The organism is Saccharopolyspora sp. NPDC049357, from assembly GCF_040677225.1.
In the GTDB taxonomy this organism is placed as follows: Bacteria; Actinomycetota; Actinomycetes; order Mycobacteriales; family Pseudonocardiaceae; genus Saccharopolyspora.
In genome coordinates this window covers 1-19,376 of sequence record NZ_JBFAQJ010000004.1, presented here as the reverse complement: position 1 = coordinate 19,376, position 19,376 = coordinate 1, and the positions used below count along the sequence as shown (strand labels likewise).

The window sequence follows — 19,376 nt, the reverse complement described above, 5'->3', positions numbered from 1 at the left end:
GCACGGAGTCCACGGAACCGCTCAGGTTCTGCTACCCGCACCGCTACGCAAGAGCAATTCCTCAACAGTCCCTAGAGCGGACCGTCGATCCACCGCTGGATCAGCGGTGCCGTGAGGGCCACGAGCTCTTCGGTGGGCTCGGCGCTGATCGCCTGGGTGCGCAGCACCAGGCGCGCGGCGCCGAGCCCCATCAGGTGGCTGCACACCAGCTCGGCGCGCAGTCGCGCCCGGGGCCCGTCGAGCCGATCGGCGAGCCGGGTGACCAGCTGGGACTCGAAGTTGTCGCGGAAGCGGCCGCCCGCCGGGCGCGACGAGGTGAACACCGCGCGCACGAGCGGATCGCCCTGGGTGCGATCGTGGTAGTCCAGCAGCGTGCGCACCAGGTGCTCGCCGAGGTGCGGCAGCTCGCAGTCCAGCAGCCTCTCGGCGTCGTGCTCGAAACCCGAGGCCTGCGCGAACAGGTCCTCCTTGCTGCCGAAGTACTTGACCACCAGCGCTGCGCTGACGTCGGCGTCCGCGGCGATGTCGCGCAACGTCACGTCGGCGTAACCGCAGGAGGAGAAGCGCCGCCTCGCCATCTTCAGGATGGTTTCCCGCGTGGCGCACGCATCGCGGCGCTGCTCCTCGATCGACCCCGTGGTGGGCATGCACCTCAGGCTAGCGCGAGCCCCCCACCGCGAAGGCCACCCGATGGGTAACAGCCTCGTACCGAGGTGGTGCCGGGGTCGCCGCGGCGATCAGCGCGGCCACCAGACCCGCGCCGCCCGCGACCACGAAAACCCAGGAGTAGGCGTTGATCGACGGGTAGGTCCCGCCGGCCACGTGCACCAGGGAACCGGTGGTCAGCGCGACCACGATTGCGCTGCACCCGGAGGTGCCGATCGACCGGGCGAGGCTGTTGAGCGCGTTGGCGGCGGCGGTCTCGGTGGTGGGCACCGAACGCATGATCAGCGCGGGCAGCGCGCCGTAGGCCAGGGCGCCACCGATCGAGGAGATCGTCAGGTTCACCACCACGACCGACAGCGGGTCGTGCAGCATCGAACCGCCGAGGTTGCCCACCGCCAGCACGCAGGCCCCGAGGATGAGCGTGGTGCGCGGACCGTAGCGGCGGGAGATCCGGGCCGAGACGGGGGAGAACAGGCCCATCGCGGCACCGATCGGCAGCAGGACCAGGCCCGCGACCACCAGCGACAGGCCGTACCCGTAGCCGGTCTCCGGAGGGGCCTGCAGCAGCTGCGAACCGACCAGGAAGCCGGTGAACATCGCGATGCCCACCAGCACGGACGCGATGTTGGTCAGCAGCACGGTCGGCCGGGCCGACACCCGCAGGTCCACCAGCGGAGCGGCGGTCCGCAGCTCGTAGGCGCCCCACAGCAGCAGGGCGACGACCGCTCCGGCGAGCAGGCCGAGCACCAGGGCGCTCGACCAGCCCCACTCGTTGCCCTTGGAGATGGCCAGCAGCAGGCAGGTCAGCGCAGCCGAGAGCCCCAGCGCGCCGACGAAGTCGAACTTCCCGCCCGTGCGCAGGGACGATTCGGGCACCACCCGCAGGATGAGGGCGATCTCGACGAGGGCGAAGACCATCGCCCCGGCGAACAGCCAGTGCCAGTTGAGCTCCTGGGCGACCACGCCGGTGATCGGCAGTCCGACCGCACCGCCGATGCCCAGCGTCGCGCTCATCAGCGCCACTCCGGAGCCCACGCGCTCCTCGGGCAGCTCGTCGCGCATGATGCTGATGCCCAGCGGCACCACGCCGACGGCCGCGCCCTGCAGCACGCGGCCGACCAGCACCGCGGTGAAGTCGTCGCTGACCGCTCCGATCGCGCTGCCCACCGCCATCGTGGCCAGGGATAACAGCAGCATCCGGCGCTTGCCGTACATGTCGCCCAGTCGTCCGGTGACCGGCGCGCACACCGCGCCGGCGACGAGCGGGGCGGTGACCAGCCAGCCCGCGTTGGCGGCCGTGGTGCCGAGCAGGTGGGGGAACTCGGGGAGGAGTGGGACGACCAGGGTCTGCATCAGCGATACCGCGATCCCGCACGAGGCGAGCACGAGGATGACCACTTTCGAACTGCGCGTTGCGGACGAAGCGGACCCGGCGACGCTCATCAGACTCCTCACTCCCAGCGTGAACTCGTGTTCACCACATGAGTAAACCTGTGTTCACCACTGGATGCAAGGCGCCGTATGTCCGATTTTGCGTGGTAGTCACGAAAATTCACCCGCCTGAAGTCCACAGTGGACAGCTAATGCAGCGCCTCCCGGTCGAGCCCTGAGGACTCCAGGTTGTAAACCTCAGGTTCACACTGCTACTGTGAACCAACGGTTTACAGGAAGGCGGAATCATGTCGGCACAGGAAGCCGCTCGGCTCGTCGAGCGCTTGGCTGCAGAGGCGAGCGTGGAGGTCCACGATCCCGGCCCCAAGGGCTCCGACGTGGGCGATGAGCAGCAGCGACGGGCGGCATCGCTCGCGCGGTTGCAGGCGGCGCTGGCCACCGAAGAGCTCGTGGCCGAGGCCGCGGCTCAGCAGACCGAGGCGGCGTCGGCCGAGAGCGTATGGCTGGGCGCGAGCCTGGCCGATCTGAGCGCGGTGACCGGGAGGACCCGGCAGGCCGCGCGCAAGAGGTGGCCGGAGCTGGGATCGATCCACCGGCGCCGCAAGTGGCTCGGCAACCACGTCGATGACATCGCCCACATGGTGGGTCTGCTCGCCGCGCACGCCGAGGACCTGGCTCCGGGCTGGGGTCGGGGTGAGTTCATGAAGCACGCGCAGCTTCTGCGCGAAGGGCTCGACCGGTGCGCCGAGGACTTCGCCGAGGACGCAACGGCCGGCGGCGACCCGGCGCGACGTTGGCGGGACCTCGACGCGCTCGTCGGGACCACGATGCGACGGATCATCGAGACCGCGGGCGAGCCCGCCACGCCCGAAGCGGGCTTCGCCCTGCACGGCGCCACCGGCGTCCTCGGCTACTACGACCACGCCACGGCCGCCGACCGCGACTGATGCGGCGGCCGTGGCCGGGTCAGAGCTGGGGGAGGACGGCGGCGTGCTGCGTCGCTCGCTCGAACGCGTGGGCGATCTCCAGCAGCCGGCGTTCGCCGCGGTGCGGGGCCACCAGCTGGAGGCCGACCGGGAGGCCCTGCGGGGTGAATCCGGCCGGGACCGAGATCGCCGGGCAGGCGGTGGCCGAGATCCAGTACGCCGAGCGCATCCAGTCGAGGTAGGACGGCATGGTCACGCCACCGATCTCGGTGGGGAACTCCAGGTCGATGTCGAACGGCGGCACCTGGCTCACCGGGAGCGCGAGCACGTCGAAGCGGCCGAAGAACTCGCGGACCCGGTGGTAGAGCTCGGTGTGGAGCCGTTCGGCGCGCCCCACGTCGGCACCGGTCAGCGCTCGTCCTGCGTCGATGTTGTCGCGCAGGCTCGGCTTGATCCGGTCCGGGTGGGCGTCGCGGAGCTCGCCGAGGGCAAGCTCGAACTGCCAGGCGCGCAACGTCCGGAAGACCTCGTCCGCGCCGGTCAGGTCGGGCGCGGCCTCCTGCACGACGCCACCGATGTCGGTGAGCACCTGCGCGGCCGGTTCGAGCACCGCGCGCACCTGCGGGTCCACCGCCAGCTCGCCGCCGAGGTCCATCGAGAACGCCACCCGCAGCCCGGCCAGGTCGGTATCCAGGGAGCCCTGGAACACCGAGCCGGGCTCGCTGATCGCGATCGGGCTGCGGTCGTCGGGCCCGGCGATCGCCGAGAGCATCAGCGCCACGTCGGAGACGGTGCGCGCCATCGGGCCCTGCACCGACAGCGTCGACCACGCCGCGAGGTCCGGCCACGTCGGCACCCGGCCCGGTGCCGGTCGCAGGCCCACGACGTTGCAGAACGACGCCGGGTTGCGCAGCGAGCCGCCCATGTCGCTGCCGTCGGCCAGCGGTTGCATCCGGCAGGCCAGCGAGGCCGCCGCGCCACCGCTGCTGCCACCCGCCGAGCGGTCGAGCGCGTAGGGGTTGGCGGTGGTGCCGAAGACCGGGTTGAAGGTGTGCGAACCGGCCGCGAACTCGGGCACGTTCGTCTTGCCCATCGCGATCGTGCCCGCGGCCTTGAGCCGTTCCACGACGAGCTCGTCGCGGTCCGGGACGTGATCGGCCAGCAGCGGCGAGCCGTAGGTCGTGCGGAGGCCCGCGGTGTCGTGGGTGTCCTTGTGCGCGATCGGCAACCCGTGCAGCGGACCGACCGGGGCGCCGGAGGCCAGCCGCTCGTCGGCGGAGGCCGCAGCGGCCAGCGCCCGTTCGGGGTCCAGCGAGACCAGGGCGTTGACCTTCGGGTTCAGCAGCTCGATGCGGTCCAGGTGGGCCTGCATCACCTCGCGCGCCGAGACCTCCCGCGCCCGGATCAGCGCGGACAGGTCGGTGGCGGTGCGGTGGCAGAGCGATTCCGGCACGTCTGGCTCCTCCTCGGCGTGGTTCGCCACGCAAGATAGCCGCCCGGACGTGCCGGGTGGATCAGCCCAGGTCGAGGTCGACGACCACCGGGGCGTGGTCGGAGGTGCCCTTGCCCTTGCGCGCGTTGCGATCGACGTAGGAGTCGGTGACCGCGCTGGTGAACGCCTCGTTGCCGTAGGCGAGGTCGATGCGCATGCCCTGGTTGTTCGGGAACCGCAGCGCCCGGTAGTCCCAGTAGGTGAACGGTACGTCGTACTTCAGAGCCCGCGGGTACACCTCGGTCAGGCCGGACTCGGTCAGCGCGGTGAGCGCCTTGCGCTCCTCCGGGGTGACGTGGGTGCTGCCCTCGAAGGCGGCGATGTCCCACACGTCCTCGTCGTGGGGGGCGATGTTGAAGTCGCCCAGCACCGCCCACGGGCGGTCGGCGGCCAGCTCCTCGACCGCGGTGGCGCGCAGCGCGTCCAGCCAGCGCAGCTTGTAGTCGTAGTGGGCGTGCCCGACCTCGCGACCGTTGGGCACGTAGACAGACCAGACGCGGACCCCGCCGCAGGTCGCGGCGACCGCGCGGGGTTCGGGCGCCTCGAACAGGGAGCCGTCGGACTGGAAGCCGGGCTGGTCGAGCAGTCCTCGGCGGATGTCGGTCAGGCCGACGCGGGAGAGCACGGCGACGCCGTTCCAGCGGCCGGTCCCGTGCGCGGCGATCTCGTAGCCGAGCTCACCGACCTCGTCGAACGGGAAGGCGTCCTCGGCGCACTTGAGCTCTTGCAGGCACAGCACGTCCGGCTCGGCCGTGCCGAGCCAGTCCAGCAGCTTGGGCAGCCGGGCTCCTACCGAGTTGACGTTCCACGTGGCGATCCGCATGGCGGCAGCTTGGCACAGCCCTCTGACGGCCGGACGGGCTAGGGGGCGACGTTCTGCTCGCCGGCGTATTGGTAGCGCCACACGCCGTCGGCGCGTTGGTCACGCCGGTTGTAGCAGGCGTAGGGCGAGCAGGGGTCTTCTCCGTCGCGGGGCGAGGGGAAGGCGAACTCGCCCATGGGTAAGTCCGCGTCGACGGCGGGGATGATGAACGACCGGCCGTCTTCCGGGCCGCCGATGAGCTCTGCGTGCACGTGTTGCTCCATCGAGATCTCCTTGCTCGGCGTTCGCCGCAACTCGCTTACAGCCAATAGGAACAAAAACAACGGCCGCCGGTTCCCGTTGTCACCCGAATGTTTTAACGGCGTGCTGCGAACGCTGCTCACGTCCAGGTGAATAGGGGTTCCGATGCCTGGGTACAGCACTGCCATGCCGCGAAACGACACGCAGGACCGCACCGGACCGTCCAACCCGGACAAGGTCCTCTACCCGCAGGACTCCTTCAAGAAGCAGGACGTGTTCGACTACTACCGGGCGGTGTCCGGTCAGCTGATCGCGCACGCGCGGGACAAGCCGGTGACGCTGCGCCGGTTCCCGGACGGGATCGGGGCGGAGGGCTTCTTCCAGAAGGAGGCGTCGAGGCACTTCCCGGACCGGATCCCGCGCGCTTCGGTTCCGCAGCGCAGCGGCGAGCCTCCGGTGCACCACGTGCTCGTCGACGACGAGGAGACGTTGCTCTACCTCGCCGACCAGGCGTGCCTGGAACTCCACATCGCACTGTCCACAGTGGAAGACCTGGAACACCCGGTGCTCGCGGTGCTCGACCTCGACCCGCCGGAGGACGTCGGCATCGCCGCGCTGCGGGACGTGGTGCGCACGATGTGCCGGTGCTTCGCCGACGAGGGATTCGCTCCGCACCTGCAGGCCACCGGCGGCAAGGGATTCCACGTCGCGGCACCGCTGGACGGGGACCGCGGGTTCGACGAGGTCCGCTCCCAGGTGCGCGAGATGGCCGAACGCGCGGCGCGCGACGATCCGCAGCGGCTGACCACCGAGCAGCGCAAGAACAAGCGCGGCGACCGGATCTTCCTGGACACCAACCGCAACGCCTACGGCCAGACCATGATCGCCCCCTACTCGCTGCGGGCACGCCCCGGAGCGCCGGCGGCGACCCCGCTCGACCTCGACGAGCTCGGCCGGGCGAACCCGCGCTCGTACGGGTTGAGCAACATGGCCCGCCGCCTCGCCCAGAAATCCGACCCGTGGCGCGACCTGCACTGATCGGTCGTGCATGGGTCGGTGCGGGTTCGGGTAAGCGAGGTGGACGCACGACGTTGGAGGGATCGTGGACGCCGACATCACCCTGTTCGTGGACGGCACCGAGCACCGGCTCACCGTGGACACCCGCACGACCGTGCTCGACGCGCTGCGCGAACGACTCGGGATCACCAGCACGAAGAAGGGCTGCGACCACGGCCAGTGCGGCGCCTGCACCGTGCTGCTGGAGGACCGGCGGGTCAACAGCTGTCTGATGCCCGCCGTGGCGCACGACGGCGCTCATCTGCGCACCGCCGACGGGCTCGGTGAGCCGCACCCGGTCCAGCGCGAGTTCATCCGGCACGACGCCTTCCAGTGCGGCTACTGCACGCCGGGCCAGGTCGTCTCCGCGGTCGGCGCGATCGGCGAGCTGGAGGCCGGCGAACCCAGCGCGGTCACGGCGGAGGGCGCGGACCTCGCCGGTGAGATCCGGGAGCGGATGAGCGGCAACATCTGCCGCTGCGGCGCCTACGCCAACATCGTCCGCGCCGTCGGCGAGGTGGTGACCCGATGAGACCTTTCCACTACGAGCGCGCCAGCGACGTCGACTCGGCGGTGAGCGTGCTCGCCGACACCCCCGGCGCGGAGTTCCTGGCGGGCGGCACCAACCTGGTCGACCTGATGAAGCTGGAGGTCGCCGCGCCGGAGGTCCTCGTCGACGTGCGGAAGTTGACCTCGGACCGGATCGAGGACTGCGACGGCCGGCTGCGGATCGGCGCTTCGGTGACCAACAGCGCCCTGGCCTCCGACCCGCTGGTGCGGGAGCGCTTCCCGGTGCTGTCCCAGGCGGTGCTGGCCGGGGCCTCGGCACAGCTGCGGAACCTCGCCACCACCGGCGGGAACCTGCTGCAGCGCACCCGGTGCGGCTACTTCCAGGACATCACCACGCCGTGCAACAAGCGCGAGCCCGGAAGCGGCTGCCCGGCGCGCGAGGGGTTCCACCGCGAGCACGCCATCCTGGGCGCCTCCCGCGAGTGCGTGGCCACCCACCCGTCCGACATGGCCGTCGCGCTGGTGGCCCTTGACGCCGTGGTCAACACCGTCGGGCCGAGCGGGAGCCGCAGCATCGACCTGGTCGACCTGCACCGCCTGCCCGGCCACGAACCCCAGCGGGACACCGTGCTCGAACACGGCGAGCTGATCACCTCGGTGGACGTGCCGCCGCTCGGGTTCGCCTCCACCTCCCGCTACCGCAAGGCCCGCGACCGGACCTCCTTCGCCTTCGCGCTGGTCTCGGTGGCCGCGGCCCTCGACGTCGATGGCGGAGCGGTCCGCGACGTGCGGCTGGCGCTGGGTGGGGTCGCGCACAAGCCCTGGCGGGCCGTCGCGGCCGAGGACGCGCTGCGCGGTGCGACCGCGACCGCCGAGTCCTTCCGCAGGGCCGCCGATGCCGAGCTGGAAGCGGCGGACCCGTTGCCCGGCAACGAGTTCAAGGTCCCCCTGGTGCGCAACATGATCACCGGGGTGCTGTCGGACCTGGCGGGGGTGCCGCGATGAGCACCGCCACCAGCATCATCGGCGCCCCGGTCGAACGCCTCGAAGGTGACTCGAAGGTCCGGGGCCGCGCCCTCTACGCCGCCGAGCACCCCGTCGAAGCGCCGGTGCACGCCCACCTGGTGCAGTCGCGCGTCGCCAGGGGCCGCATCACCGCCATCGACACCGCGGCGGCGCTCGCCGAACCCGGTGTCCTCGACGTGGTGACCCACGAGAACGCGCCGGCACTGGCCTCCACCGCCGACGCCGAACTCGCGGTCCTGCAATCGCCCGAGATCGGCTACCGGGGACAACCCATCGGGGTCGTGCTGGCGGAGTCCTCCGAGATCGCCTGCGCCGCAGCCGGTCTCGTGCGCGTGGAGTACGACGAGGCCGAGCACGACGTGGTGCTGTCCGCGGACCGCACCGACCTGGTCCGGCCCGACCGGGTCAACGCCGGATTCGAAACCGACAGCGAGCAGGGTGATTTCGACAGCGGGATCGCCGGAGCGGCGATCGTGCACGACGCCGTCTACAGCACGCCGCAAGAGCACCACATCGCGATGGAACCGCACGCCACCACCGCCGCGTGGTCCGAGGGCGAGCTCACCGTCTACGACTCCACGCAGGGAGTGCACTGGGTCCGCGACGCGCTGACCGAGCTGTTCGGCATCGACCGCGAGCACGTCCACGTCGTCGCACCGCACGTCGGCGGCGGGTTCGGATCCAAGGGGCCCGCGCACGCGCACCTGGTGGCGGCGACCCTCGCCGCGCGCCGGGTCGAACCGCGCGCGGTGAAGCTGGTGCTCACCCGCAGGCAGGTGTTCCCGATCGCCGGGCACCGGTCCGCCACGATCCAGCGGGTGCGGCTCGGAGCGGACTCCAGCGGGCGCCTGACCGCCGTCGGCCACGACGTCGTCGCCCAGACCGCGCGGATCAAGGAGTTCGCCGAACAGGCCGGGATTCCCGCGCGGATGATGTACGCGGCCGCGAACCGGCGGACCACCCATCGCCTGGCCAGGCTGGACATCCCGGTCCCCACGTGGATGCGCGCGCCCGGCGAGTGCCCGGGGATGTACGCCCTGGAGACCGCGATGGACGAGATGGCCATCGCCTGCGGGCTGGACCCCGTCGAGTTCCGCATCCGCAACGAGCCCGACACCGATCCCGAGACCGGGCTGCCCTACTCCAGCCGGAATCTGGTGTCATGCCTGCGCGAAGGCGCCCGCAGGTTCGGCTGGGCCGATCGCGACCCGGCACCGCGCAGCCACCGCGACGGGCCCTGGCTGGTGGGCACCGGCGTGGCGGCCTCCACCTACCCGGTCGTGTCCATGCCCGGCACGCGGGCGACCATCCACGCGCGGCCCGACGGGCGGTACCGGGTGCTGATCGGAGCGGCCGACATCGGCACCGGCGCGTGGACCGCGCTGACCCAGATCGCCGCTGACGCCCTGGACACCGAACTGGACCGGGTCACGCTGAGCATCGGCGACACCGACCTGCCGTGGGCCTCCGGCGCGGGCGGGTCGAGCGGAACGACCTGCTGGGGCTCGGCGATCGTCGACGCCGCGCGGCGGCTGAAGATGGAGCTGCCGAACGGAGGTGCGGTGCCGGAGGAAGGCGTGTCGGTGACCGGCCGGATGCCCGACAACCCGCACCGCGGGCGCTTCGCGATGCACAGCTTCGGAGCCCAGTTCGCCGAGGTTCGGGTCAACGCCGACACCGGCGAGGTCCGGGTGCCGCGCATGCTCGGCATCTTCGCCGCCGGTCGCATCATCAACGCCACGACCGGCGCCTCGCAGCTGCTCGGAGGCATGACCATGGGCCTGTCGATGGCCCTGCACGAGCAGGCCCACGTCGACCCCCGCTTCGGTCACGTGCTCAACCGCGACATGGCGCAGTACCACGTCGCGGCCTGCGCCGACGTCGGCGACATCGACGTCGACTGGATCACCGAGGAGGACCCCTACGTCAATCCCATGGGCTCCAAGGGGATCGGTGAACTCGGCATCGTGGGAACGGCGGCCGCCGTTGACAACGCCGTGCACCACGCCACGGGAATCCGCATCCGGGACCTGCCCATCACGCCGGACAAGCTCGTCGGGCTCCTCTAGGAGCAATTGCGTTGCTCGGCGGTGCCAGTGGCAGTTCGGTGATCGCCCCGGCCGTCAGCTCTTCTGCAGCTCCTCGGCGAACATCACGAGGATGCCGCTGGGGCCGCGGACGTAGGTGAGCTTGTAGACGTCCTCGTAGGTCGCCACGCCCCGAAGCGGATGGCATCCGTGCTTCGCGGCTGTCGCGAGGGCTTCGTCGATGTCGTCGACCGAGAAGGCGATGCGGTGCATGCCGATCTCGTGGGGACGGGTGGGCGCCGTCTCGATCGCTTCCGGGTGGATGTACTCGAACAGCTCGACGTGCCCGCCGTCCGGCGTCTCGAGCATCGCGACGTTGGCGTGGTTGCCGTCGAGGCCGACAGCGGTGTCGGTCCACTCACCGCTGACCGTGGTGCGGCCGACGACCGTGAGACCGAGATCGGTGAAGAAGGAGATCGTCGCTTCGAGATCGCGCACGGCGATGCCGACGTTCTCGAACTTGATGGCCATGCGTCGGATGGTACCGAGTCGGGCCGACAGGCTCCGGTGACGAACCGGGATTCGACTGAACGGGTTCGGGCGGGTCCTCAGTCGCGCGCCTCGTCCAGGGCCATGTCGGTGACGGTGCGCAGCGGCAGGCCGAGGGCATTCGCCGCGGCCGCGACGTCGTCGTGCTCGGGTTTGCTGCGGTGCGGGCCGTGCTTGACGCGGATCCGATGTCCCCGCACGGAAACGGTCGTGGTGCGGCGGGGGAGCGCGGTGCGCTGGACCTCGTGCCGACGGGTGCCGAGCGTGCCGGTCTCCGCCAGCACGATCTCGGTCAGCGCCGCCTCGACACCGGGGGCGCACAGCACGTGCAGCACGTGGGCCGGGCGGGACTTCTTCATCGTCACCGGGCTCGTCCACGCGTCGGCGGCCCCGGCGTCGAGCAGCCGTTCGACCACGTGGCCCAGGGATTCGCCGGTGACGTCGTCGACGTTGCACTCCACCACGACCATCGTCTGCGCCTCCGAGGGGGAGGACCCCAGCGAGGCCGACAGGACGTTCGGGCGTTGCGGGAAGCGCTTGGTCCCGGCCCCGTAGGCGGTGGCGCCGAGCGTCATCGCCGGGGGAGGGGTGAAGCGGGTGCCCATCGCCGAGACCAGGGCCGCGCCCGTCGGGGTGACCGTTTCCCCGGCGAGGTCCGCGCCGACCACCGCCGCGCCTTCCAGCAGGCGCAACGTCGCCGGAGCGGGTGCGGGGAGCACCCCGTGCGCGCAGCGGACCGTGCCCGATCCCAGCGCGATCGGAGCGGAATGCACTGCGGTGACCGACAGTTCGTGCAACGCCGCCGCCACCCCGACGGTGTCCACGATGGTGTCCAGACCGCCGACCTCGTGCAGGTGCACCTCCGCCGGATCGCGGTCGTGCAGCCGGCCCTCCACCCGCGCGATCGCTTCGAGGGCGGAGACCGCCATCCGCGCCACGGGTTCCGGCCGCGCGCGGGAGGCGAGCTCGATCAGGTCCGCCGCGTGCCGCTCGGGCACGTCGTCGTCGGCGGAAACGACCGCCTTGGTCGCCGCGATCCCGTCCAGCTGGACCCGCTCGGAGTCCAGGGACCACCCCCGCAGGCCGGTGGACTCGATCGCCGCCCGCACCTCCTCCAGCGGGGCGCCGAGTCCGAGCAGCGCGCCCAGCAGCATGTCGCCGGAGAGCCCGGTCGCGGGGTTGAGCCAGAGGATCATCGCCGGGCCACCGCGGCCAGCCGGTGCGCGGCCATCGCGGCGGAGAAGCCCGAGTCGATGTTGACCACCGTCAACCCGGCCGCGCACGAGGTGAGCATCGCCAGCAGCGCCGTCACGCCCTCCAGCGCGGCGCCGTACCCGGTCGAGGTCGGCACCGCGATCACCGGGCACGACACCAGCCCGCCGACGGCGCTGGCCAGGGCGCCCTCCATGCCCGCCACCACGACCACCGCGTCGGCCTGCTCGAGGTCCTCGCTCGCGGCGAGCAGCCGGTGGATGCCGGCCACACCGATGTCGCGGACCACGTGGGTGCGCAGGCCGATCGCGGAGGCCACCGCGTCCGCCTCCGCCGCGACCGGCCAGTCCGACGTGCCCGCCGTGGCCACGCACAACCGGAAATCCCGCTGTTCCGCCGGTCGCCACACCAGCAGCCGCGCCGTCTCGTCGTAGTCGCCGCCGGGCACCCGCACCGCTGCCGCGACCTCGGGCTCCACCCTGGTGACCAGGACCGGGCCCGTGCTGCGCGCCAGCAGCTCGGTCACGATGCCGGTGATCTCCTCCGGCCGCTTGCCGGGCCCGTAGACCACCTCCGGAAGCCCCTGGCGGGATTCCCGGTCGGTGTCGACCCTGGCGTAACCGAGATCGCTGAAGCCGGTCATGATGCCGTCCTGGTGGGCAGCAGCGGAAGCAGCACGTTCATCCGGCCGCTGGAGAAACCGGCCATGTCCAGCGCGCAGAACTCGAAGCCCGCCTCCCGGCCCGCGGCGTCGAGCTCGGCGTGGTGCGCTGCGGCGCGGTCGATGTCCTCGGCGGGCACCTCCAGGCGCGCCACCGTGCCCTGACCGTGCGCGCGGACCCGGCACACCGGGAACCCCAGGGCGTGCACGGCTTCCTCCGCCCGCTCGATGCGGGCCAGCACCTCCGGGGTGACCGGATCGCCGTAGGCGACGCGGGAGGCGAGGCACGCTGCCGCCGGTTTGTCCGCAGTGGACAGACCCAGCTCGGCGCTGGCCTCGCGGACGTCGGCCTTGGTGAGGCCGGCGTCGACCATCGGCGCGATCGCGCCGCGCTGCGCCGCCGCGCGCTGACCCGGCCGATGATCTCCCAGATCGTCCACATTGGTGCCCAGCGCGATGCTCGCGCCCATCGTCGCCGCCAGCGGCTCCACCGCGTCGAACAGCGCGGACTTGCAGTGGTAGCAGCGGTTCCCGTCGTTGGCGGCGTACTCGGGCCGGTCGGCCTCGTCGGTGCAGACCTCGACGTGGGCGAGGCCGTTCTCGCGGGCGAAGCGCTTGGCCCGCCTGCGCTCCTCGGCGGCCAGGCTCGGGGACACGGCGGTGACCGCGAGCATCCGCGCTCCCAGCTCCTGGTGCGCCACCACGGCCAGCAGCGCCGAGTCCACGCCGCCGGAGAACGCCACGACCAGGGAATCCTCGGTTCTGACGCGCGCCCGCAGGCGGTCCAATCCGGTCACGACGCACTCCTCACGCACGCTCGATCACAGCCATGTGGTCCGACCAGACTCTAACTCCAACGAGCGATCCATCCCATGCCGTCGAAGGAGATCTTTCCGGTGGTCAACGAGCCTTTTGGCGGCTCGTTCGGGGTGCTAGTGCGGACGCGCCCGCTTGTCCCTCGACCGAGTGGCACTCCCCAGCTCGGCGGCGGGATCGACCTACCTTCCGAGGGGAACGTGCCGACGGGAGGAGACTGCGGTGACCGACAACGACGCCGCCCAGCAGATCGCGGACGGATACACCTCCGGCGGAGCCGCCGTCGACCTCGGGGCGGTGGTCATCGACAACGAGGCGGACGCCGCGGCGCAGGTGCGCATCCCGCTGGCCACGCTCAACCGGCACGGCCTGGTCGCAGGAGCGACCGGCACCGGCAAGACCAAAACGCTGCAGCTGCTCGCCGAACAGCTTTCCGACGCCGGGGTGCCCGTCGTGCTCGCCGACATCAAGGGCGACCTGTCCGGACTCGCCCAGCCCGGCGAGGGCGGCGAGAAGCTCACCGCGCGCGCCCAGGACGTCGGCGACGACTGGCAGGCCGCGACCTACCCGGTGCAGTTCCTCTCGCTGGGCACCGGAGGCCGCGGGGTGCCGATCCGGGCGTCGATCACCAGCTTCGGGCCGGTGCTGCTGGCCAAGGTGCTCGGGCTCAACGCCACCCAGGAGTCCACCCTCGGGCTGATCTTCCACTGGGCCGATCAGCGCGGACTCGCGCTGCTGGACACCAAGGACCTGCGGTCGGTCATCCAGTACCTGACCAGCGACGAGGGCAAGCAAGATCTCAAGGGCATCGGCGGTGTCTCGGCGGCCAGCGCCGGGGTGATCCTGCGGTCCCTGTCGAACCTGGAGGCCCAGGGCGGGGACGAGTTCTTCGGCGAACCCGAGCTGGAAGTGGCCGACCTGCTCCGGCAGTCCGAGGGCAAGGGCGTGGTCAACCTGCTCGAGCTCGACGACGTGCAGACCAACCCGGTGCTGTTCTCCACGTTCCTGATGTGGTTGCTGGCCGAGCTCTTCGAGGAGATGCCCGAAGCCGGTGACCTGGACCGGCCGAAGCTGGTGTTCTTCTTCGACGAAGCGCACCTGCTGTTCAACGACGCCTCCAAGGCGTTCCTCGACCGCATCGAGCAGACCGTGAAGCTCATCCGCTCCAAGGGAGTCGGCGTCTTCTTCTGCACCCAGCTGCCCACCGACCTGCCCAACGCGGTGCTGTCGCAGCTGGGCGCCCGCGTCCAGCACGCGATCCGCGCGTTCACCCCCGAGGACCAGAAGGCGCTGTCCAAGACCGTCAAGACCTACCCGACCACCGAGCACTACCGGCTCGACGAGGCGCTGACCAGCCTCGGCATCGGGGAGGCGATCGTGACCGTGCTGTCGGAGACCGGAGCTCCGACGCCGGTGGCCTGGACGCGGCTGCGCCCACCGCGCTCGCTGATGGGCACCATCGGCGAGGACGCGGTCCGCACCTCCGCCCGGTCCTCCGACCTGCACGCCAAGTACTCCGAGACGATCGATCGCGAGTCCGCCTACGAGAAGCTCGCCCAGAAGGTCGCCGAGCCGGCTGCCCCGGAAGGGCAGGTCCCGCAGCAGAAGGGTGCGCGCGAGGAAGCGGGGATGTTCCAGAAGGCGATGGAGAACCCCGCCGTGCGCTCGTTCTTCCGCTCCGCCGCCAGCGCCGTCGGCCGCGAGGTCACCCGCGGGCTGTTCGGCAACAGGAGGCGCTGACCGACCCGCTTCACTCGATCAGGTAAGGTCTGCCCGACTTATCCACGCGGGAGCTCGGGCGGATCGGGCTGAGAGGGTGGCACGCATCGCGCCACCGACCGCAGAACCTGTCCGGATAATGCCGGCGTAGGGAGCTGTCGATGGCGCTTGACGTCGAACGGTCCGAAGTTCCGAACACCCTGGACGAACCGGCCCCCAGAACGCTGGGCGTGCTCGACCAAGGAGCCTTCTGGGGAAACCTCGGCGTGAGCCTGCTGGGCTTCAGCGGTGCGCTCGCGGTGCTCGCGCCCGCCGGGGTGCCGCAGCTGTCCTTCGCGGCCGCGGTGACGGCCACCGTCGTCGGGACCGTGCTGGGCAGCCTGATGGTCGGCATCGCGGCCATCCCCGGTGCCCGCACGGGCGCACCGGCGATGATGCTGCTGCGCGGCCTGTTCGGCACCCGGCTGTCCTACGTGCCGACCGTGCTCAACATCCTCCAGCTGGTCGGCTGGGGGACCTTCGAACTGCTGGTGATCGCCCAGGGAACCGAGGCGCTGTTCGGCGGCGGACCGCAGTGGCTGTACGTGCTCATCGCCGGGGCCCTCACCACCGCGCTGACCTTGCGCCCCCTGGGCGCGCTGCGGTTGCTGCGCCGCTACGTGAGCATCGCGGTGCTCATCGCGATGGTCTACTTCTTCGTGCAGCTCCTGCGCCAGCCGTTGCCGCCGATGAACGACGGGTCCTGGGAGGGGTTCTGGCCGGGCGCCGACGCGGCGCTGGCCGTCGCGGTGTCGTGGCTTCCGGTCGCCTCGGACTACTCGCGGCACTCGCGGTCGGCGAGCGGCGCGTTCACCGCGGCGACCGTCGGCTACTCGGTCACCCAGATCGCCTGCTACCTGCTGGGTCTGCTCGGTCTGGCGCTGGTCGGGTTCGACGGGGACAAGGCGTTCGACCCGCTGCTGGCGGCGCCGCTGGGCGTGCTGTTCTTCGCGGTGCTGGTGCTGCGCGAGGTCGACCAGTCCTTCGCCGACACCTATTCGACCGCGGTGTCCATCCAGAACCTGCGTCCCAGCACGGATCGGCGGCTGCTGAGCCTGATCGTCGGTGTGATCAGCACCCTGGCCGCGCTGACGATGGACATCGAGCAGTTCTCCAACTTCCTGCTGCTGATCGGATCGGTGTTCGTGCCGATGTTCGGCGTGCTGGCGGTGGACTACTTCTACAACGCCCGCAACCGCGAGTGGGACGTCTCGGCGCAGGCCCCCTCCCGCTGGGGGATGCTGATCGCCTGGCTGCTGGGCTTCGCGACCTTCCAGCTGATCAACCCCGGCGAACTGGGTTGGTGGACCGAGTTGTGGACCGGCGCCCGCGAGGCCATCGGCTTCACCGTTCCCACCTGGATGAGCGCGGCCCTGACCTCGTTCGTCATCTCCGCGTTGGCCGCGGGCATCATCGGCCTGCTCGCCCGCAGCCGCCGGAAGGCCTCCTAAACCGGGTGGTTCGCCTCGCGGCGAACCACCCGGTGACCGGGGACGGCTCCAGCCAGGAGGGGCGGCGGTGGTGGCTGGAGCCGTCGTTTCCGGGCGCCGGGATTCAGTGGTCCCGGCGCGTCACCAGGTGGGCCAGTGCGGTGAGCGCTTCCGCCGCGTCCTCCTCCGGCTCCGCTCTGCGGAGATCGGTCAAGGCCGCGGCGAGCAGTTCATCGGCCTGGGCCTGGCTCCACGCCCGCCCGCCGGCGAGCGTGACGAGCTCGGCGGCCTGGGCGAGCTCGCCGCTGACCAGCGGCTGCTCCCGGTAGTAGAGGGACGCCAGCCGCTGGCCCGCGCTGGAGCCCGAGGTCAGCGCGGAGACCACCGGCAACGTCTTCTTGCGGGTGCGCAGATCGGAGAACACGGGTTTGCCGGTCATCGCCGGATCGCCCCAGATCCCCAGCAGATCGTCGATGTGCTGGAACGCCAGTCCCAGCCGCTCGCCGAAGCTGCGCATCCTGGTGATCTGCTCCGGTGAGCCGCCGCCGTGCAGCGCGCCGAGCGCGCACGCGCACCCCAGCAGGGCACCCGTCTTGTCGCGGGCCATCCGCTGGCACGCGGCGACGTCCACGTCGGCGCGCGTCTCGAACTCCAGGTCCGAGTTCTGCCCGTCGGTGAGAGCGAGCGTCGCGCTGCTGAGCATCCGCACCGCGCTCGCCGCCTCCGGGTGCTGCGACGAGGCGAGCACATCGGCCGCCAGGGTGAGCAACGCGTCCCCGGCCAGGATCGCGGTGGCGTTGCCGAACACCGTCCACGCCGTCGGTCGATGTCGGCGCGTGACGTCGCCGTCCATCACGTCGTCGTGCAGCAACGAGAAGTTGTGCACCAATTCCACGGCCACCGCGGCGGGCACCGCGTCGGCCGGATCGCCACCGACGGCCGAGGCGCTGAGCAGCACCAAGGTCGGCCGCATCGCCTTGCCGCGGTCGGCGCGCACGGGGTTTCCGCGCTCGTCGAGCCACCCCAGGTGGTAGCCGGCGACCTGGCGCATCCGGTCCGAAAGCCGGTCCACCGCCGCTCGCAGCGCCGGCTCGACCATGGTTCGGCTGCTGGTCAGCGCCTCGAAGGCCTGACCGGCGCGGTTCTCGTCCTGCTCCAACGTCGTCATCGCGGGTTCCCTTCGCTCAGCGGGTTACTTCGACGTTCTCCAGGACGCCGAGCGCGTCCGGGACCAGCACCGCGGCGGAGAAGTAGGCGCTGACCAGGTAGGAGAGGACCGCCTGTTCGTTGATGCCCATGAAGCGCACCGAGAGCCCGGGCTCGTGCTCGCCGGAGATCCCGGTCTGGCGCAGCCCGACGACGCCGCTGTCGTCCTCGCCCGTGCGCATGCACAGGATCGAGGTGGTGCCCTTGCCGCTGATCGGGATCTTGTCGGTGGGCAGGATCGGCACGCCGCGCCAGGCCTGGACCGCGTGCCCCTGCACCTCGGTGGTCTGCGGGTACACGCCGCGCTTGTTGCACTCCCGGCCGAACGCGGCGATGGTGCGCGGATGCGCCAGGAAGAACCGCGACTTCCTGCGTCGTGAGAGCAGTTCGTCGAGGTCCTCCGGGGTGGGTGGCCCGGTGCGGGTGTGCAGCCGCTGCTGCAGGTCGGCGTTGTGCAGCAGGCCGAAGTCGCGGTTGTTGAGCAGTTCGTGCTCCTGGCGCTCGCGCAGCGCCTCGACGGTGAGCCGGAGCTGCTGCTCGGTCTGGTTCATCGGCTGGTTGTAGAGATCGGCGACGCGGCTGTGCACGCGCAGCACGGTCTGGGCAACGCTGAGCTCGTACTCGCGCGGTGCGAGCTCGTAGTCGACGAACGTTCCGGGCAACGCGGTTTCGCCGGAATGTCCGGAGGCCAGCGCGATGTCGATCTCACCGCGCTTGTTGGTCGGAGGTGCCGGCGAGGCGTACTCGGCGGCCACGTGCGCGCGCAGCTCGTCGAACTGCCTGGTGACCTCGTGCAGCGCCACGCGGTCGAGGGTGAGCACGATGCAGGGCGTGACCGCGCGGTAGGTGCTGTCCCACGTGGACTGCGCGGTCGCCAGCACCTGGGAGCCGAAGAACCTGCCGCCTGCCAGCGTGTCGGTGACGGAGTCCTCGCCGTACTCGCCGCTTCGGATCTTGTCGACCTTGCCGTGCGCGATCAGCACCACCTCCGTCGCCGGGTTCCCGCGGACCGAGATCAGCTGGCCCGGCTCGTAGTGGCGCTGCACGAACCGGTCGGCGAGCGCGCTGAGCGCCGAATCGTCGTCGTAGCCGCGCAGCAGCGGCAGTTCGGTGAGTTCGCGGGGGATCACGCGCACCTGGTCGCCGGCGTTGGTGAAGTTGATCAGGCCGTCGCCGGAGGCGCAGGTCAGCCGCCGGTTGACCCGGTACGTGCCTGCCTCGATGTCGACCCACGGCAGCATCCTCAGCAACCAGCGGGAGGACTTGCCCTGCATCTGCGGCTGCGTCTTGGTGGTCGTGGAAAGCCTGCGCGCAGCCTGCGTGCCCAGGCTCAGAGCAGGGTTCTCGGTGGCGGTCAAGATGTTTCAGCTCCTCTGATCGGGGAGAGGTGCGGGCCGGCGTGCTCGGCCGGCCCGCGCGTTCAGCTCTCGCGGCCCAGTTCGACGTGCTCGAGCACGCCGAGCGCGTCCGGGACCATCACCGCCGCCGAGTAGTAGGCGCTGACCAGGTAGGAGATGACCGCCTGCTCGTTGACCCCCATGAACCGCACCGACAACCCGGGTCGGTACTCGTCGGGAAGGCCGGTC

General features: G+C 71.1%; 18 protein-coding genes, 1 pseudogene and 1 riboswitch. Of the genes and pseudogenes, 7 read left to right on the top strand and 12 right to left on the bottom strand.

What is annotated here, in order from left to right; translation table 11 throughout:
• Nucleotides 1-71: 71 nt before the first annotated feature.
• Nucleotides 72-647, bottom strand: a complete 576-nt coding sequence (locus tag AB0J91_RS04660) for a TetR family transcriptional regulator (protein ID WP_363864160.1) — start codon at nucleotides 645-647, stop codon at nucleotides 72-74.
• A 10-nt stretch (nucleotides 648-657) separates the two neighbouring features.
• On the bottom strand, nucleotides 658-2,109 hold the full coding sequence (locus AB0J91_RS04655) for an MFS transporter (protein ID WP_363864158.1): 1,452 nt from the start codon (nucleotides 2,107-2,109) through the stop codon (nucleotides 658-660).
• Nucleotides 2,110-2,345: 236 nt separating this feature from the next.
• Here AB0J91_RS04655 and AB0J91_RS04650 point away from each other — a divergent pair, with 236 nt between their 5' ends.
• Entirely contained in the window at nucleotides 2,346-3,005 is a 660-nt protein-coding gene (locus AB0J91_RS04650) for a hypothetical protein (RefSeq protein ID WP_363864156.1), read from the top strand.
• 19 nt (nucleotides 3,006-3,024) lie between these two features.
• Here the strand turns inward: AB0J91_RS04650 and AB0J91_RS04645 are convergent, their stop codons facing one another.
• The 3 genes from AB0J91_RS04645 to AB0J91_RS04635 form a co-directional block, all read right to left on the bottom strand.
• Complete coding sequence (locus AB0J91_RS04645; protein WP_363864154.1) at nucleotides 3,025-4,437, bottom strand: amidase; 1,413 nt, start codon at nucleotides 4,435-4,437, stop codon at nucleotides 3,025-3,027.
• Between the two features lie 61 nt (nucleotides 4,438-4,498).
• Nucleotides 4,499-5,299, bottom strand: a complete 801-nt coding sequence (locus AB0J91_RS04640) for an exodeoxyribonuclease III (RefSeq protein ID WP_363864152.1) — start codon at nucleotides 5,297-5,299, stop codon at nucleotides 4,499-4,501.
• A gap of 38 nt (nucleotides 5,300-5,337) precedes the next feature.
• Nucleotides 5,338-5,562: a hypothetical protein gene (locus AB0J91_RS04635; protein ID WP_132624037.1), complete on the bottom strand. Its 225-nt coding sequence runs from the start codon at nucleotides 5,560-5,562 to the stop codon at nucleotides 5,338-5,340.
• A 163-nt stretch (nucleotides 5,563-5,725) separates the two neighbouring features.
• Between AB0J91_RS04635 and ligD the strand changes: the two genes are divergently transcribed.
• From ligD to AB0J91_RS04615, 4 genes are all read left to right on the top strand, one after another.
• Nucleotides 5,726-6,577 carry a non-homologous end-joining DNA ligase gene (gene ligD / locus AB0J91_RS04630; protein ID WP_363864150.1) on the top strand — a complete coding sequence of 284 codons (852 nt, stop codon included), beginning with the start codon at nucleotides 5,726-5,728 and terminating at the stop codon, nucleotides 6,575-6,577.
• Nucleotides 6,578-6,641: 64 nt separating this feature from the next.
• Complete coding sequence (locus AB0J91_RS04625) at nucleotides 6,642-7,127, top strand: 2Fe-2S iron-sulfur cluster-binding protein (RefSeq protein ID WP_363864148.1); 486 nt, start codon at nucleotides 6,642-6,644, stop codon at nucleotides 7,125-7,127.
• Nucleotides 7,124-8,110, top strand: coding sequence for a xanthine dehydrogenase family protein subunit M (locus tag AB0J91_RS04620; protein ID WP_363864146.1), 987 nt, complete (start codon nucleotides 7,124-7,126; stop codon nucleotides 8,108-8,110). The genes AB0J91_RS04625 and AB0J91_RS04620 overlap by 4 nt, the downstream gene beginning before the upstream one ends.
• Nucleotides 8,107-10,200, top strand: a complete 2,094-nt coding sequence (locus AB0J91_RS04615) for a xanthine dehydrogenase family protein molybdopterin-binding subunit (protein ID WP_363864144.1) — start codon at nucleotides 8,107-8,109, stop codon at nucleotides 10,198-10,200. Before AB0J91_RS04620 ends, AB0J91_RS04615 begins: the two co-directional genes overlap by 4 nt.
• A gap of 54 nt (nucleotides 10,201-10,254) precedes the next feature.
• Here the strand turns inward: AB0J91_RS04615 and AB0J91_RS04610 are convergent, their stop codons facing one another.
• The 4 genes from AB0J91_RS04610 to larE form a co-directional block, all read right to left on the bottom strand.
• Nucleotides 10,255-10,689 carry a VOC family protein gene (locus AB0J91_RS04610; RefSeq protein WP_363864142.1) on the bottom strand — a complete coding sequence of 145 codons (435 nt, stop codon included), beginning with the start codon at nucleotides 10,687-10,689 and terminating at the stop codon, nucleotides 10,255-10,257.
• A 77-nt stretch (nucleotides 10,690-10,766) separates the two neighbouring features.
• The gene (larC, locus tag AB0J91_RS04605) at nucleotides 10,767-11,903 is read right to left on the bottom strand and encodes a nickel pincer cofactor biosynthesis protein LarC (protein WP_363864140.1); all 1,137 of its coding nucleotides are present in this window, start codon (nucleotides 11,901-11,903) and stop codon (nucleotides 10,767-10,769) included.
• Nucleotides 11,900-12,562 carry a nickel pincer cofactor biosynthesis protein LarB gene (gene larB, locus AB0J91_RS04600; RefSeq protein ID WP_363864138.1) on the bottom strand — a complete coding sequence of 221 codons (663 nt, stop codon included), beginning with the start codon at nucleotides 12,560-12,562 and terminating at the stop codon, nucleotides 11,900-11,902. The genes larC and larB overlap by 4 nt, the downstream gene beginning before the upstream one ends.
• The gene (gene larE / locus AB0J91_RS04595; protein ID WP_363864136.1) at nucleotides 12,559-13,377 is read right to left on the bottom strand and encodes an ATP-dependent sacrificial sulfur transferase LarE; all 819 of its coding nucleotides are present in this window, start codon (nucleotides 13,375-13,377) and stop codon (nucleotides 12,559-12,561) included. Before larE ends, larB begins: the two co-directional genes overlap by 4 nt.
• Nucleotides 13,378-13,618: 241 nt before the next feature.
• Here larE and AB0J91_RS04590 point away from each other — a divergent pair, with 241 nt between their 5' ends.
• Nucleotides 13,619-15,136, top strand: a complete 1,518-nt coding sequence (locus AB0J91_RS04590; RefSeq protein ID WP_363864134.1) for a helicase HerA-like domain-containing protein — start codon at nucleotides 13,619-13,621, stop codon at nucleotides 15,134-15,136.
• A 36-nt stretch (nucleotides 15,137-15,172) separates the two neighbouring features.
• Nucleotides 15,173-15,286: riboswitch (TPP riboswitch) on the top strand.
• The gene (locus AB0J91_RS04585; protein ID WP_363864132.1) at nucleotides 15,277-16,605 is read left to right on the top strand and encodes a cytosine permease; all 1,329 of its coding nucleotides are present in this window, start codon (nucleotides 15,277-15,279) and stop codon (nucleotides 16,603-16,605) included. It overlaps the preceding riboswitch by 10 nt.
• Before the next feature lie 103 nt (nucleotides 16,606-16,708).
• On the opposite strand, the gene AB0J91_RS04580 is transcribed toward AB0J91_RS04585, so the two are convergent.
• The 3 genes and pseudogenes from AB0J91_RS04580 to AB0J91_RS04570 form a co-directional block, all read right to left on the bottom strand.
• Nucleotides 16,709-17,752 carry a family 2 encapsulin nanocompartment cargo protein polyprenyl transferase gene (locus AB0J91_RS04580; protein ID WP_363864131.1) on the bottom strand — a complete coding sequence of 348 codons (1,044 nt, stop codon included), beginning with the start codon at nucleotides 17,750-17,752 and terminating at the stop codon, nucleotides 16,709-16,711.
• 16 nt (nucleotides 17,753-17,768) lie between these two features.
• Complete coding sequence (locus AB0J91_RS04575) at nucleotides 17,769-19,148, bottom strand: family 2B encapsulin nanocompartment shell protein (protein ID WP_363864129.1); 1,380 nt, start codon at nucleotides 19,146-19,148, stop codon at nucleotides 17,769-17,771.
• A 62-nt stretch (nucleotides 19,149-19,210) separates the two neighbouring features.
• A pseudogene (locus AB0J91_RS04570) lies at nucleotides 19,211-19,376 on the bottom strand (Crp/Fnr family transcriptional regulator); the annotation flags it as partial.